The 14,361-nt window shown below is 58.1% G+C and carries 10 protein-coding genes; 8 read left to right on the forward strand and 2 right to left on the reverse strand.

The window, feature by feature from the left end; all coding sequences use genetic code 11:
* Window positions 1-19 precede the first annotated feature (19 nt).
* Window positions 20-2,386, reverse strand: coding sequence for a mechanosensitive ion channel family protein (locus tag HTT03_RS01930; RefSeq protein ID WP_174858197.1), 2,367 nt, complete (start codon window positions 2,384-2,386; stop codon window positions 20-22).
* A 163-nt stretch (window positions 2,387-2,549) separates the two neighbouring features.
* On the opposite strand from HTT03_RS01930, the gene HTT03_RS01935 reads away from it, so the two are divergent.
* From HTT03_RS01935 to HTT03_RS01970, 8 genes are all read left to right on the forward strand, one after another.
* Window positions 2,550-3,830: a nucleotide sugar dehydrogenase gene (locus HTT03_RS01935; protein ID WP_174858198.1), complete on the forward strand. Its 1,281-nt coding sequence runs from the start codon at window positions 2,550-2,552 to the stop codon at window positions 3,828-3,830.
* Between the two features lie 11 nt (window positions 3,831-3,841).
* Window positions 3,842-5,065, forward strand: coding sequence for a glycosyltransferase family protein (locus HTT03_RS01940; RefSeq protein WP_174858199.1), 1,224 nt, complete (start codon window positions 3,842-3,844; stop codon window positions 5,063-5,065).
* Complete coding sequence (locus HTT03_RS01945) at window positions 5,062-6,306, forward strand: glycosyltransferase family 4 protein (RefSeq protein ID WP_174858200.1); 1,245 nt, start codon at window positions 5,062-5,064, stop codon at window positions 6,304-6,306. The genes HTT03_RS01940 and HTT03_RS01945 overlap by 4 nt, the downstream gene beginning before the upstream one ends.
* 62 nt (window positions 6,307-6,368) lie before the next feature.
* Window positions 6,369-7,379 carry a glycosyltransferase family 4 protein gene (locus HTT03_RS01950; protein WP_174858201.1) on the forward strand — a complete coding sequence of 337 codons (1,011 nt, stop codon included), beginning with the start codon at window positions 6,369-6,371 and terminating at the stop codon, window positions 7,377-7,379.
* Window positions 7,379-7,963, forward strand: coding sequence for a histidine phosphatase family protein (locus HTT03_RS01955; protein ID WP_174858202.1), 585 nt, complete (start codon window positions 7,379-7,381; stop codon window positions 7,961-7,963). The genes HTT03_RS01950 and HTT03_RS01955 overlap by 1 nt, the downstream gene beginning before the upstream one ends.
* A gap of 5 nt (window positions 7,964-7,968) precedes the next feature.
* On the forward strand, window positions 7,969-9,090 hold the full coding sequence (locus HTT03_RS01960) for a glycosyltransferase family protein (RefSeq protein ID WP_217482710.1): 1,122 nt from the start codon (window positions 7,969-7,971) through the stop codon (window positions 9,088-9,090).
* A gap of 17 nt (window positions 9,091-9,107) precedes the next feature.
* A complete protein-coding gene (locus HTT03_RS01965; protein ID WP_246253326.1) occupies window positions 9,108-9,845 on the forward strand; it encodes a polysaccharide deacetylase family protein in 738 nt (245 codons plus the stop codon).
* Between the two features lie 106 nt (window positions 9,846-9,951).
* The gene (locus tag HTT03_RS01970; protein WP_174858205.1) at window positions 9,952-13,056 is read left to right on the forward strand and encodes an ABC transporter transmembrane domain-containing protein; all 3,105 of its coding nucleotides are present in this window, start codon (window positions 9,952-9,954) and stop codon (window positions 13,054-13,056) included.
* A 112-nt stretch (window positions 13,057-13,168) separates the two neighbouring features.
* Here the strand turns inward: HTT03_RS01970 and HTT03_RS01975 are convergent.
* Window positions 13,169-14,298, reverse strand: a protein-coding gene (locus tag HTT03_RS01975) for an IS3 family transposase (protein ID WP_174858008.1) whose coding sequence is annotated in 2 segments (ribosomal slippage) — window positions 13,169-14,055 and window positions 14,055-14,298 — 1,131 coding nt in all. Because the reading frame shifts where the segments join, the coding sequence is not laid out codon by codon here.
* Between the last annotated feature and the right edge of the window lie 63 nt (window positions 14,299-14,361).

Raw genomic sequence — 14,361 nt, forward strand, 5'->3', positions numbered from 1 at the left:
GACCATCAGCGCAACCGGCTCAGCGATCATCGCCGCCGAGGTCGTCGCGGTCGTCATCTTCCAGCAAATCCTCATCAAGCGAGGCATGGGCTGCCGCCGCGATCTTATGTTTTTGGGCGTCAGTGAGATCGTCTGCTTGCGCATCGGCCAGCCGCACAGTCACCTCGCGATGCGCAAATTTGATGCCTTCGCGCTCAAACAGATTGCGGATTTCCTGATAGACCTTCTTGCGCACCAACCACTGATCCCCCGGCTTGGTCATGAATTTCACCCGGATGATCATCGCACTGTCTTGCATCTCAATCACACCTTGAGACTTCAAAGGCAGGATGAAGGACTCTCCAATCTCTGGATCAGTCAAAAGATCTTGCCCAAGTTTCTTGATCAGCTTGCGGACCTGCTCAACATCGGTGTCATAGGTCACCCGCAATGGCAGCTTCATCATGACCCAGTCGCGGGAGTAGTTGGTGATCACCTGCAATTCGCCAAAGGGGATGGTGTGCAACGCGCCTAAATGGTGACGCAACTGAAAAGAGCGCACCGAGATTTTCTCAACCGTGCCTTTGACATTGCCAACGTCGAGATACTCCCCTTTCCTGAAGGCATCATCGAACAGAAAAAACGCCCCGGCAAAGACATCCCGCACCAGCGCTTGGCTGCCGAAACCGATGGCGATGCCAATGATCCCGGCACCGGCGAACAGAGGGCCAACATTGACGCCGATCTCCATAAGGACAATCAGTAGGATGGTGAGCACCACGAGGATTAGTGTGAAGTTACGGAACAAGGGCAGCAAGGTCGCAAGCCGGCTGGCGCTGGAGGCTCCCCCCTCGTCGCCGGGTTCGATCTCCACATCATCCGTTGTCTCCTCTGCGATCTTGCTGTCGATCCAGATGCGAAACGCGTGATAGACCACATAGCCGATGAAGATGACGACCAATATGTCTAAGAGCTGATTGGCGAAGCTCTCGATCATTTCTGCGCCGTCATTGTCCCAGATATAGAAGAACGCATAGGTACCAGCGACAAAGGACAAAATGCCCGATACCCGGCGCGCCAGTTCCTCAAATGTGTTCAATGACCGTTGCGGCCCCACGGCACTTGCCGGTGTCTCCTCCTCCGATCGACCGCTTTCAGGCTCATGATCCGATGCATCGGCTGCGCTTTGGGCGTCTCTTTCGGCGTTCAGCAGTCGCAGCCTCCGGGATCTGGTAAAGCTGCGTTCAATCCCGAAGTTTATCAGCCCGTAAACAACGATGATCGTAAGCAAAATCCCATAGGCGCCCGCGATCAAGGGGACGGAGCTGGGGTTGCCAAGAACGAGGTCGATCGTCAACTCGACCCACGCAAAGATCACGTAGGCGAATACGGCAGGCACCCACGCACGCGACAAAAAGCGCACGGTCATTGACGTTTCCTCTGGCGGCTTGCCATGACGCAGGGCGTGGCTGATGGCGCGGCGGTTCACCAGCACCAGCAGAATGTTCAGCAGCACCAAAATAGCGGACATGGTAGAGGCAAAGAAGGCATAGGCATCGTAATTCAAACCCAGCTCTGCAATCCAAAAACCGAATAAGATGGCGCAAACTTCGCAGGACGCCAGAAACCACAGCCAAAGGTGCAAGCGTTTGGCGTCCCGATCGCTGAGCGCCGGAATGCGGTATTGCGAAAGGAAGGGCGACAGGATCATCCGCCACAGAATGGCAACGACACGGCAGGCGAAATAGCCGATATTGATGAGCGACACTGTGAACTGCATCGCTGTGTCCGTGAGCGGGCCAAAGAGCGAGAAGCCAAGGACATAGGCCACCGCCATCGACACAAGAACACCCCCCAGACCGACGAAAAAGCGGAGCGCGAGAAAGGGAATTTTCTCGTAATAGCCATCCGGGTTCTCACTGATGCGCTTGGTAACCAGCTTTTTCATCAAGAACCTGCCGTAAACCTCCCGTTCTACAATAGCGCCCACACCGAACATCATCAGACTGAGCACCAGCGTCTTCCCAAAAGCCCAGAGTGTTCCGTCCGGGCTGGCGGCGCGCAGGATGTAGAGCACTTCGTTAAATGCCACCGGGAGGGTCAGCACCCGTTCCACAAGGGCGTCGCGAAATTTAGCGACGCGGTCTTGCAGGCCCAACATGGAGGACGGCGCGCCATCCTCGGCCAATGCGTCATCTGGGGCGAGCGTGTCGCTCGAAGTCGGGGCCGTACCGTCGGAACTGGCGTCGAGGTCAGTCGAGCCGCGCGGGTCAGCATCCTGATCACCGGTTGCTTCTACAGGGTTCGTTCCGGGAAACAGCGAGCCGAGGCCTTGGGACTGGCCAGCGTCCGGGAGGATCGAAACCAATGCGACACAAAGAAGGCTGACGAGGAATATGGCGCGCATGTGGTCCCCAATCAATCAACCTAATTCTCTATAAGGCTAAGCCAGCAATCGACCTATTGCAATTCTGGAGGGGTCAAACTATCTGAAACGCGCGCGGCAACCCGCCATTTGTTCGTGACACACTGCGCACGGCCCGGACTGACACAATCCCAAGGATACGCCGTTGCCCCGCGATGCTACTGATACCCGAATTGCTGTTCTGGGCCTTGGTTATGTGGGTCTTCCACTAGCGTTGGCACTGGCCAGAAACCGATTCGACGTCACCGGCTTTGATACGAGCACTGCAACGGTCAATGCCTTGCGCGAGGGCCGTGATCCCAATGGCGAAGTTTCTGACGACGCCGTCGCGGCGAGTTCCGTCACCTACACCCATACCGCTGCGGATCTTGCGGGATGCAGCGTGTTTATCATTGCCGTTCCGACTCCGATCACCGACGCCAAGGCGCCGGACCTGAACCCGATCCTGAACGCCTGCGCCACCATTGCCCCCCATCTGACCGATGGCGCCTTGGTGATCTTGGAAAGCACGGTCTATCCCGGCGTTACCGAGGAGGTTTGCGGACCTGCCCTCGCCGCTGGTAGCGGGCTTGAACCCGGACGCCAGATTAAACTGGCCTATAGCCCTGAACGGGTAAACCCCGGCGATGCCGAACATTCGATGGAGAATGTCGTCAAAATTATCGCCGCGCAGGATGCTGAAACGCTCGCCCGTGTCGAAGCGATCTATGCGCCGGTTGTCAAAGCAGGGCTTCACCGCGCATCTTCTATCGCAACCGCAGAAGCGGCCAAGGTCATTGAAAACACCCAGCGTGATCTGAACATCGCGCTGGTCAATGAGTTTTCGCTGATCTTTTCGCGGCTTGGCCTCGATACATTAGAGGTGCTTGAGGCGGCAGGCACGAAGTGGAATTTCCTCCCCTTTCGCCCCGGTTTGGTGGGCGGGCACTGCATCGGTGTTGATCCCTATTACCTGACCTACCGTGCCGAGCAGATGGGCTATCACCCGCAAGTTATCCTCGCAGGCCGGCGTATCAATGACCAGATGGGCGCCCATGTGGCGCAGATGCTTGTGAAAGCGATGCTGAGCCGCGACATTGGCGTGCGCGGCGCGCGGGTTTTGGTCTTGGGCTATACCTTTAAGGAAAACTGCGCTGACACCCGCAACACGAAGGTGGCCGATATCGTGTCCGAACTTGCCGCCTATTCCGTGAGCGTTGATGTGTATGATCCTTGGGTAGGGACCGACAGATTAAGCTTGGAACACCATGTGAACGGCATAGAGACACTTGAAAACGGCACTTATGACGCTGTGGTCGTGGCGGTGGGGCATCAGGAATTTGTCGAGATGGGCAGCGATGCTCTGCGCAAACTGGGAAAACCCGGCGCGGTATTGTTTGACATCAAGGGTGTTTTCGGAAAATCCGGTAGTGACTTGCGGCTTTAAAGGCGGTGGATATGGACGAACGCGCGGAGCGAGAAACTGCCCAACATCACCGTAAGGACATGCCGCCGCGCCGGATCATGTTCTACAGCCACGACACTTTCGGATTAGGCCACCTGCGCCGATCACGCGCTTTAGCCACAGCGCTGACCCAAAGCGACCCTCAAACGTCTGCCATTATCCTCACCGGTTCCCCGGTCGCGGGGCGTTTCACCTTTCCTGATCGCGTGGATCACATCCGTCTGCCGGGGGTGACGAAACTGTCCGATGGCAGCTATGTCAGCCAGACTCTTGGCGCTGGTATTGAGGATACAACCTCTCTGCGTGCGGGTTTGATCCAAGCCGCGATAGAACGTTACGAACCTGACCTGCTGGTGGTGGACAAGGAACCGACCGGGTTTCGTGGTGAATTGCTTTCTACTTTGCAAAAACTGCGGGAGTGCGGGCGTACCCGCACCGTTCTTGGCCTGCGGGACGTGCTGGATGAGCCAACTGCCCTCGCGTCCGAATGGGAGCGCAAAGGCGCCACCCGCGCTGCCGAGGAGCTTTATGACGAGATTTGGGTCTACGGCATGCGCGAGATGTACGACCCGACCAAGGGTCTGCCCTTGTCCCAAGACGCGCGTTCAAGGATGCATTGGACCGGGTATCTGCGACGCGAGGCTGCAGTTGACGTCGAAGTGCCTGAAAGCCCTTATATCCTGATAACTCCGGGCGGCGGCGGTGATGGGGCGGCGATGGTTTCACTGGTCCTGTCAGCCTATGAGGAAGACCCGACATTAGAACCGAAAGCGATATTGGTTTACGGGCCTTTCCTGTCCGGCGACCAACGCGACCGCTTTGAGGCGCGGGTGGCCAAACTGAACGGGCGGGTCACGGCCACCGGGTTTGACAGGCACATTGAAGCACTCTTTGTCGGCGCTGAGGGCGTCATTAGCATGGGCGGCTACAACACTTTTTGCGAGGTGCTTTCCTTTGACAAACGTGCCGTCATCGTTCCGCGCACGACCCCACGTCTGGAACAATGGGTGCGCGCCAGCCGAGCGGAGGAGATGGGACTGGTGCGCATGTTGGACGAAACCCGCGATGGCATGACCACGCGGGCGATGATCGACGCGATCCGCAATCTGCCGCAGCAAGACAAACCTTCGGAGGCAGGCGCGAATGACCTGCTGGGCGGGCTTGATACCGTGATCACACGGGTCGACGCGCTGATGAACAACATGGGACCACAATGACCAAACCCCGCCTTGCCGTCGTCGTAAAGGGATGGCCCCGTCTTTCGGAAACCTTCATCGCGCAGGAACTTGTGGCGCTGGAGGAAGCGGGTCTTGATCTAGATATCTGGTCACTCCGCCACCCCACCGACACCAAGACACATCCGCTGCACGCCAGATTGCAAGCGCCGGTGCGGTATCTGCCAGAATACCTCAGGGATGAGCCGCGCCGGGTCGCAGAGGCTATGGGCGCGGCGGTCTCTTTGCCCGGTTTCGACGCTGCCGCCGAGGCCTACGCCCGCGATCTGGCCCGCGATGACACGGCGAACCGACGGCGGCGGTGGGGGCAAGCCTGTGTCATGGCCCATGAAATGGCGCAGGATCTTGGGGGGCTCTATGCCCATTTTCTGCATACGCCCGCGTCGGTTGCGCGCTATGTTGCAATCCTGCGGGACCTGCCGTGGTCCTTTTCCGCCCACGCCAAAGACATCTGGACGTCACCTGACTGGGAACTGCGCGAGAAGCTGTCGCCAGATCACCACGGCGCGACCTTTGGCGCGACCTGCACGGGTTTCGGCGCGAAGCATCTGCAAGAGCTGGCCGACAGACCGGACCGGGTTAGCCTTGTTTATCACGGCTTGGACCTTTCCCGCTTCCCTGCACCGCCGACGCGCGCGGCGCGCACCAACGGCAGCCCGCTCAAGATCATGTCGGTCGGACGGCTGGTAGAGAAGAAGGGCTTTGACAACCTGATCGACGCGCTGGCCCTGCTCCCCAACAGCCTTGATTGGCACTGGACCCATATCGGCGGCGGCACCCTGGATGCGAAAATGCGCAATCGCGCCGCCGAGCGCGGGATTGCGGAGCGCATCACTTGGCGGGGCGCTTGCGACCAGTTGGAAGTGATCGACGCGATGCGCGGCAATGATCTCTTCGTGCTGCCTTCGCGTATCGCGCAAGACGGGGATCGAGATGGCCTGCCGAATGTCCTGATGGAAGCCGCGAGCCAAAAGCTGCCCATTTTAAGCACCCCGGTGTCCGCCATTCCGGAGTTTATCGAGGACGGCAAACATGGTCTGCTTCGCAGCGATGACCCCAAGGTGCTGGCACAGACCATCGCAGAGTTCGCCACGGACCCGTCGCTTGGCCCGCGTTTGGCCGACGCAGCGCATCAGCGTTTGATCCAAGAGTACACCATGGCGCCCGGCATCGCTCAGCTCCATCACCGCCTGCAGGCGATGCTTGGACGAGCAGCGGCATGACCCTCGCGTTTTATGCCCCCATGAAACCTCCAGATCATCCGGTACCCTCAGGGGATCGCTCCATGGCACGCGCGTTGATCCATGCGTTGGAGACGGCGGGGCATACTGTCACCTTGGCCAGTACTCTGCGCAGTCGCGATGGCGATGGAAATGCAGCACGGCAACGTGAGGTCATGGCAAAAGCCCATGCCACCCTCCCCGCCCTGATCTCGCGCGGGCGGGCGGAGGGGTGGCGTGCTTGGGTGACATATCACAACTACTACAAAGCCCCTGATCTGATAGGCGCTTCGGTCGCGCAGGCACTTGGCATACCCTATTTGCTTATCGAAGCGACACGCGCGGCCAAGCGGCTAAACGGACCATGGGCGCAATATGCCAGCGCCGCCGAAGCGGCCTGCGACCTGGCCGACGTGATTTTCTATCTCACCACCCGAGATGAAGAAGCCCTGCGGAAAGATGCACCACCCGCGCAGCGCCTGCTGCATTTGTCACCCTTTCTGAACTGCGAGACTCTGCCCCCTGAAACCTTCGCAGCAGATGCGCCGATTTTGAGTGTGGGCATGATGCGCAGGGGCGATAAACTGTCATCTTACCACATCATCGCTGAAACACTTGCACTGCTGCCACAGAATACATGGCAGCTTGAGATTGCAGGAGATGGACCAGCGCTGGAGGAGATCATGGCGTTGATGGCCCCCTTTGGCGATAGCGTTAAGTTTCTGGGCAAATTAAGCCGCTCAGACCTCAATGCGGCCTATGCCCGCGCGGCGCTGATGTTCTGGCCCGGTGTAAACGAAGCCTTTGGGTTCGTGTATTTAGAGGCGCAGGCCGCCGGGCTGCCGGTCGTTGCCCAGAACCGACCGGGTGTGCGAGAAGTGTTGTCGCCCGGACCCTATCCATCGGTAGAGGCCGGTCCCGCCGCACTGGCCGATGAGTTATCGCGGTTGCTAGGTGATCCTGAAACACGGCGCAGCAAAGGACGGGCAGCACGCGCCTATGTTGCGGACAACCACCTGTTACCCGCCGCTGTCGCAACCCTGCGCCGAGGTCTTGCCAGCGTAGGTGTTCACTGATGCCCCGTCTGGCTCTTTTGCGCCATGGCCACACCGCGTGGAACCGCGAAGGGCGGATACAGGGGCGCACAGACGTGCCGCTGGACGGTCCCGCGCGGGCGCAATTGCAGCCGCTGTGCCTGCCCGCCCCTTGGGATTGCGCCACGCTTTGGTCCAGCCCCCTTTCTCGTGCTTCGGAAACCGCTAAGATCATCGGTGGCCGCCCGCCTATCACGGACGCAGCACTCATTGAGATGGATTTCGGCCAATGGGAAGGCAGCCGGAGCCAAGACCTGTTCGCGGACGGTTCCTCGGGTTTTCGTCATATCGAAGATTGGGGCTGGGCGTTCTGCCCCCCGGGGGGCGAAAGCCTCATCGCTGTGAAAGACCGCCTGAACCGATGGGTCAAGGGGCTGACGACAGATGCGGTTGCGGTCTGCCATATCGGGGTGATGCGGGTGTTGATGGCGCAGGCAACGGGCTGGGCGTTTGCCGGTCCCCCGCCTTTTCAGATCAAGCGCAACCGGCTTTATGTCATTGAGATAAAGCAAGACGGCTGGCAGCTAGAGTCCGGTTTCACGCGCTTGGTGGAGCGTTGCTCGTGAAAGTGATGATCGTTGTCACCCATCTTTTAGGCTCGGGCCATCTGGCACGCGCATTGATCCTTGCCCGCGCGTTTCAGCACGCGGGCCATAGCGCGACTGTGGTGTCCGGCGGCATCCCGGTGCCTGTGCTGGACCGCGGCGATGTCCCCTTGGTGCAACTCCCGCCGCTGCGCTCAGATGGGGTGAACTTCACCCAGTTGCTGGAGGATAGCGGCGCTCCGGTTAGTCATGATACGCTGAGCGCCCGCAAGGCTCTGCTTCTGCAACAGTTCGCTGAGATCCGGCCCGATGTGCTGATAACTGAACTCTATCCTTTCGGGCGTCGTGTCCTACGGGACGAGTTTACCGCTGTGTTAAAGGCTGCTGATAAGCTGGCCGACCGGCCACTGATTTGTGCCTCTGTGCGCGACATTCTGGCACCACCCTCTTCGCCGCAAAAGGCCGATAAATCCCATAGTGTTCTGGCACGCTACTACGACGCAGTTCTGGTTCACGCCGATCCGCATGTCATGCCGCTCGATGCATCTTGGCCGGTTCTTGACGCGCTTCGGTCAAAGTTGCACTACACAGGGTTTATGGCCCCCGCTGTTACCGCCCCCCTTCACCAAACGGCTGGCGTAGGCGAGATCATCGTTAGCGCAGGGGGCGGTGATGTCGGGGCGCAGATTTTCGATACGGCGCTGCGTGCTGCGCAGTCTGACCCGCGGGTTTGGCGGGTGTTGATTGGGGGCGCACAGGCACGCATTGCTCAACTGCGCGCAAAGGCGCCCGCCAATGTGATCGTCGAAGCAACGCGACCTGATTTTCGGGCGCTGCTACATCAGGCAGCGGCCTCCGTTTCGATGTGCGGATACAACACCGCAATCGACGTTTTGCAGGCCGGTTGTAGGTCCGTTTTCATTCCTTTCGATGCGGGGGCTGAGGTTGAGCAAACCATCAGGGCGACCGCGCTCGCGCAACTGCCCGGTATCGAAGTCCTGCGCAGTGCCGACCTCACGCCGGATCGACTTCTGAGCGCACTGAGCGCCTTGGACCAGTCACCCCACCGCGCACCAGCAACCGACGGCTTTGACGGCGCGCGAGAGACCGTCCGACGTGTCGCTTCGCTATGGGCGCAGATGCCGTGAGGGTTGACTGGTCCCCTTTGCGCACAGAGTTGTCGCGCACCCGCGCCGAGGGGCTGACACTCCCGATTTGGTGGCGCGACGATGATGCGACCGAGCCCACGCCCGCGCTGGACCGCTTGCTGAACATGACCGCAGATCTTAACCTGCCCGTCCATATTGCAGTGATCCCCAAGGCAGCCACGCCCGCGCTTGCCGAAATTGCCGCAGCCACGCCTTTGATGGTGCCGGTCGTCCACGGCTGGGCGCATGAAAACCTCGCCCCCGCTGGTCAGAAAAGAGCCGAGTTTGGTCATCCCGATGCAGGTGCCGAAGCTAAAACAAAGGCCGCATTGGCACGTATGCGGGCGCTTTTCGGCTCTGACATGCTGGCGATGTTCGTCCCGCCCTGGAACCGGGTCGACGCGACCGTAACATCGGGCCTTGCCGCGCAAGGCTATGTCGCTCTTTCGACGTTTACCCCGCGCAGGTTCAAATGCAGCGCGGGGCTGGTGCAGATCAACACACATATTGACCCGATTGCATGGCGTGCGGGCGGTGGATTGCTGGCCCCTGAAGAGCTCATCGCTAAGACGGTCACGCTTTTGCAAGACCGGCGCGAAGGCCGCGCCGATTGCACCGAACCCTTGGGGTTTCTCAGTCATCATCTGGTTCACGACGAAGCAATCTGGGACTTTTCGAGAGCGTTCTTGACCGAACTGCTCGAAGGCGGCGCCAATCCCAGTCACTTTCTAGGTGAGCCTCTTGACCTGCCTTAGATTTTCATAGCTAAGGCATTTTTTTCGGGCGTTTGCCTTATGAACCATGCCTTTACGCCGGAAAACCCGCTATACATCTCTGACCTTCGAATAACGGATGGCCTTAATGGATAAGAGCCTCTTTCAGTTTATCTGGAAAAACTCAAAGCGAGATCAGCTCCTGTTGCTGGCCATCACCCTGCTGACGTTCCCCTTGCTTTATATCTCTCTGGAGTTACCAAAACGCATTATCAACGATGCGATTGGTGGCACGGGGGCGGATATCAATGTGCTGGGGATCACGCTGAGCCAAGTAGAGTTCCTCATGGTTCTCTGTCTCGCCTTCCTTTTATCCGTATTGGCGAATGGCTTGCTGAAAATGCGGCTTAACACGATGAAGGGCGTGCTGGCCGAGCGGTTGCTGCGGCGGTTCCGGTTTCAGCTTCTATCGCGGATGCTGATGTTTCCCCGCCCCTTCTTCCGCGCAACCAGCCAAGGTGAGCTGGTGTCGATGGTGACGTCCGAGGCCGAGCCGATGGGCGGGCTGATGGGCGATATGCTGTCGCAGCCTGTGTTTCAGATCGGGCAGATGCTCACGATTTTGGTGTTCCTCTTTGCGCAAAGCGTTTGGTTCGGCCTCGTGTCTATCGCGCTCATCCCCCTGCAAGCATGGATCATTCCAAAGCTGCAACGCCAAGTCAGCCTGCTGAACAAAGACCGCATTCAAGAAGTGCGCAAACTGGCCACCGAGATTGGTGAAACCGCCGCAGGGGTCAGCGACCTCCGCAGAAATGGCGGCGCCCGCCACAGGATGTCGCTGTTCTCCACCCGCCTTGGATTTTTGTTCAGCATCCGTCTGGAGCTCTACAAGAAAAAGTATTTCATGAAGTTTCTCAACAACTTCATCAATCAGTTGACCCCTTTCTTCTTTTACTCGGTTGGGGGGTATCTGGCGATCACCGGGGACATCACGGTCGGCGCGCTTGTCGCGGCATTGGCGGCTTACAAAGATCTGTCATCGCCGTGGAAAGAGGTGCTCGCCTATTACAACCAAACCCAAGATATGTCCCTGAGATGGGAAGTCGTTACCGAGAAATTTGCGCAGAAATCACTTGTCGATGAAACGCTGTTTGAGGGGACTCCCGATACGATCCCGCAACTGGATGGCGATATTGAATTGCGCGATGTGACGGTGCTGAACGAAAACGGCTTTCCTGTCCTCGAAGACATCAACCTTGTCATGCCCCGTGGTGCGCGTATCGCGATCAAGACCCGGAATGAGACCGCAGCCCTTGCGCTGGCGGATGTCTTAACGCGCGAGGTTGTCCCCTCTCGCGGGGAGGTGCGGATCGCCGGACACCCGCTGAATGAGCTACACCAGACCGTCATTGCCAACAAAATCGGCTATGCCAGTTCAACGCCCTATATCTTTCAGGGGACCATCGGCGAAAACCTGTTGATGCCGTTCAAGAACAAGCCGGTTGCCGTCGAGGCCTTGCTCGATGAAGTGGCCGTTTGGCAAGCAGAGGCTGCGCGTACAGGCAACAGCACCGACCCTTTTGATACCGACTGGGTCGAACCCGGTTTCGCCGGTTTGAAGAGTTCAGACGAAATCGGCGATTGGTGGTTCCGCTTGGTCGAGGCGATGGGCATTGATGACTTCATGGTGCGGCGGGCCTTGAGCTTTTGCATCGATCCGAATTCCCAAAAGGAGTTGGCAGACGCCATCGTTCGGCTCCGTCCCGTGATCGCCGATCGGCTGGCCGAAGCCGGGTTGAACGACATCGTACATAGGTTCGACCCTGCCAAGTTCAGCCCGGTATCGCCCTTGGGCACCAACCTTCTCTACGCATTGCCGACCCGCAAGCTCCCGCAAGAGGCCTTGGCGCAAGAAGAAAAGTTCATCACGATCCTGCGCGCGCATGGCCTTGTCGATGAATTGGCACAGATTTCAGCCGGTGTGATCGAAGGGCTGACCGCGACCTTTGGAAAAGAGGATTTGAACCACCCGCTGTTCCGGCGTCTTAACCTGTCAGAGGACCTATATCTTCGTCTGGGCGACATCGCGGCAAAGCGACGGGAGGTCGGCGACGCCGGGCTGCCACCGGCGGACTTTGCGCTGTTGCTCACTCTCCCGTTCGCATTCTCCGCCGAGCAGATCGGCCCCACCTTCCGTGATGTCTTCAGAGAGCGTATTCTTAAGATCCGTCGCAAAAGCGCCAAGCAGATGGTTGCTGAACTTGATGGATTGTTTGAGACCATCGACCCGTCAAAATACTTCCCGGTAATGACGGTTTTGGGCAATGCCATATTCGGAAGGATATCAATCCTCGCCGGTGCTCGGGAAAAGCAGGTTGAGGACATTGTCGTCGATGTGCTCAGCGAACATGGGCTAAAGGGTTTGATCGCGCAGAGCATCTTTGATCTGCCCACAACCCAAGGCGGCGAAAACCTTCCCTCTATGTTCCGCGAGCGGATTTCTTTCAGTCGTGCCGGGATCAAAAAGCCTGATGTTTTGATCCTACAAAACGCGATGGCCAATCACGATAGCGATATGCGCTCCAGAATGCGGGAGCGGATCAGCGAACTGCTCCCTGATGCCACCAAAATCTTCATTGAGAAGCATTTCTCTAACCCCGAATACTACGATCTTTTCGTCGAAATCGAAGATGGCCGCATCGACGGCGCAGCGCGAGAGGAAGAAACCCTAGACGAAGATGCGCGCCGGGATCTGAACCGCAAGCTCCGCACTGTTGCCGAGGCCGAACTTTTCCAAGGATTGGACCGCAAGCAACAACGCCTCTTGGCGTTCAGCGCGCAATGGTATGAAGCAAAGGCAGGGGAGGTCATTTTCAAGTCACAACAAAAGGCCGATGCCGCCTATTTGTGTGTCTCGGGTTTGGCGGGGATGTATTTGTCAGACTCTGGAACATCCAACATTCTTGTTGCCGAAATCGAACCCGGTCGACTGATTGGCGATCTTGCCGTTATCATGAACGAAGATCGGACCATGCATTTGGCGGCGATTGAAGACAGTAAGTTTTTGCGCATTGGCGGACAGGAGTTGTTGGCGGTCATCGAAAACGACGCGGCGGTGGCGACAAGTTTGCTGCGGGCCGTGGCCGGTCACCTTATGGGCGCAGAACAAATATTGCGAAAAACCCGGTTGTTTGCAGTTGAACATGGGGTGGACCTGACTGAACTGGATGCACAGACGTTTGAGCATCGATAAGCGCGCCTTTGTCCGTAGTATAGCCTCCTAAGGCGGTTAGCCCGCCGCGATCATAGCGGCGCCATTATGCCAATTGGACCTGTCCCGCTTTCGTGCCGCCCCAAGTGCTCGTTTAAGCCACTTTCCGTTCGAAGGCGACGGGGCTTTTCCAGCCCAGTGCTGAGTGGCGTCGCCGTGGGTTGTAGAAGCCGTTGATGTATTCAAAGATCGCCATCTCAGCTTGCCGCCGTGTTTCCCATGACCTGCGCCAAATGAGTTCAGCTTTGATGGTTTTGAAGAAGGTCTCGACGACAGCATTGTCGTAACAATTGCCCTTGCCAGACATCGACACCTTGAAGCCTTGCTGGCGCAGAAGTTTCTGGTAGTCGTGCGAACAATATTGCGACCCGCGATCCGTATGGTGGATGCAGCTCTTGGGCGGTGCCCTGAACGCAATTGCCATCTTCAAAGCCCGTATTGCCAAGTCTCGTTTCATACGGTTGCTGACCGCCCAGCCGATCACGCGCCTTGAATGCAGGTCGAGGATGACAGCCAAATACAGCCATCCCTCACGCGTCCAGACATAGCTGATGTCACCGGCCCATTTCTGGTTCGGTTGGTCAGCCATAAAATCCCGGTCCAGCAGGTTTGGCGCAATATTGAACTTGTGATCACTGTCTGTCGTCACCTTGTGTTTACGGGTTCGCACCACGGATATGCCGTTCTGGCGCATCAAACGACCCACACGGCGGTGACCGATATTCAGGCCGATCTCCTTCAGTTCTTCTGTCATGCGCGGCCTGCCATAGCTGCCCAGGCTGAGACGGGATTGTTCTTTGATGTGCGCCAAGGTGACCAGATCAGACCGCTGTCTGCGGCTGGCAGGACGGCTTCGGAATGCTCGCAAACCGCGCGAACTGACACCGACAACGTGACACAAGCGGTTCACGGGGAAGTGGCTCCGGTGTTCCTCGACAAACCTAAATCTCATTGCTTTAGGCCCGCAAAGAACTGGGTGGCCTTTTTTAGGATTTCCCTCTCCTCCTTGAGAAGACGGTTCTCGCGCCGAAGTCGCTCATTCTCTTGGGCGAGGCTCAAATCCTCTTTCGACACCACGTCTGTGCCTCGGTGCGCGGTGATCCATTTGTTAAGCGTCGACATGCCAACACCCAGATCGTCAGCCACCTGCTTGCGCGTCAGCCCACTCGTCAGTGCGATACGCACCGCATCCTGGCGGAATTCGTCCGTCCGTTTCAGTCCCATAGTTCATCTCCTTTGTTGCAGTAAATGCTATCAAAGGAGCGGCATCAAACTGCGACAGGTCCA

The organism is Sulfitobacter maritimus (genome assembly GCF_013346665.1).
In the GTDB taxonomy this organism is placed as follows: Bacteria; Pseudomonadota; Alphaproteobacteria; order Rhodobacterales; family Rhodobacteraceae; genus Sulfitobacter; species Sulfitobacter maritimus.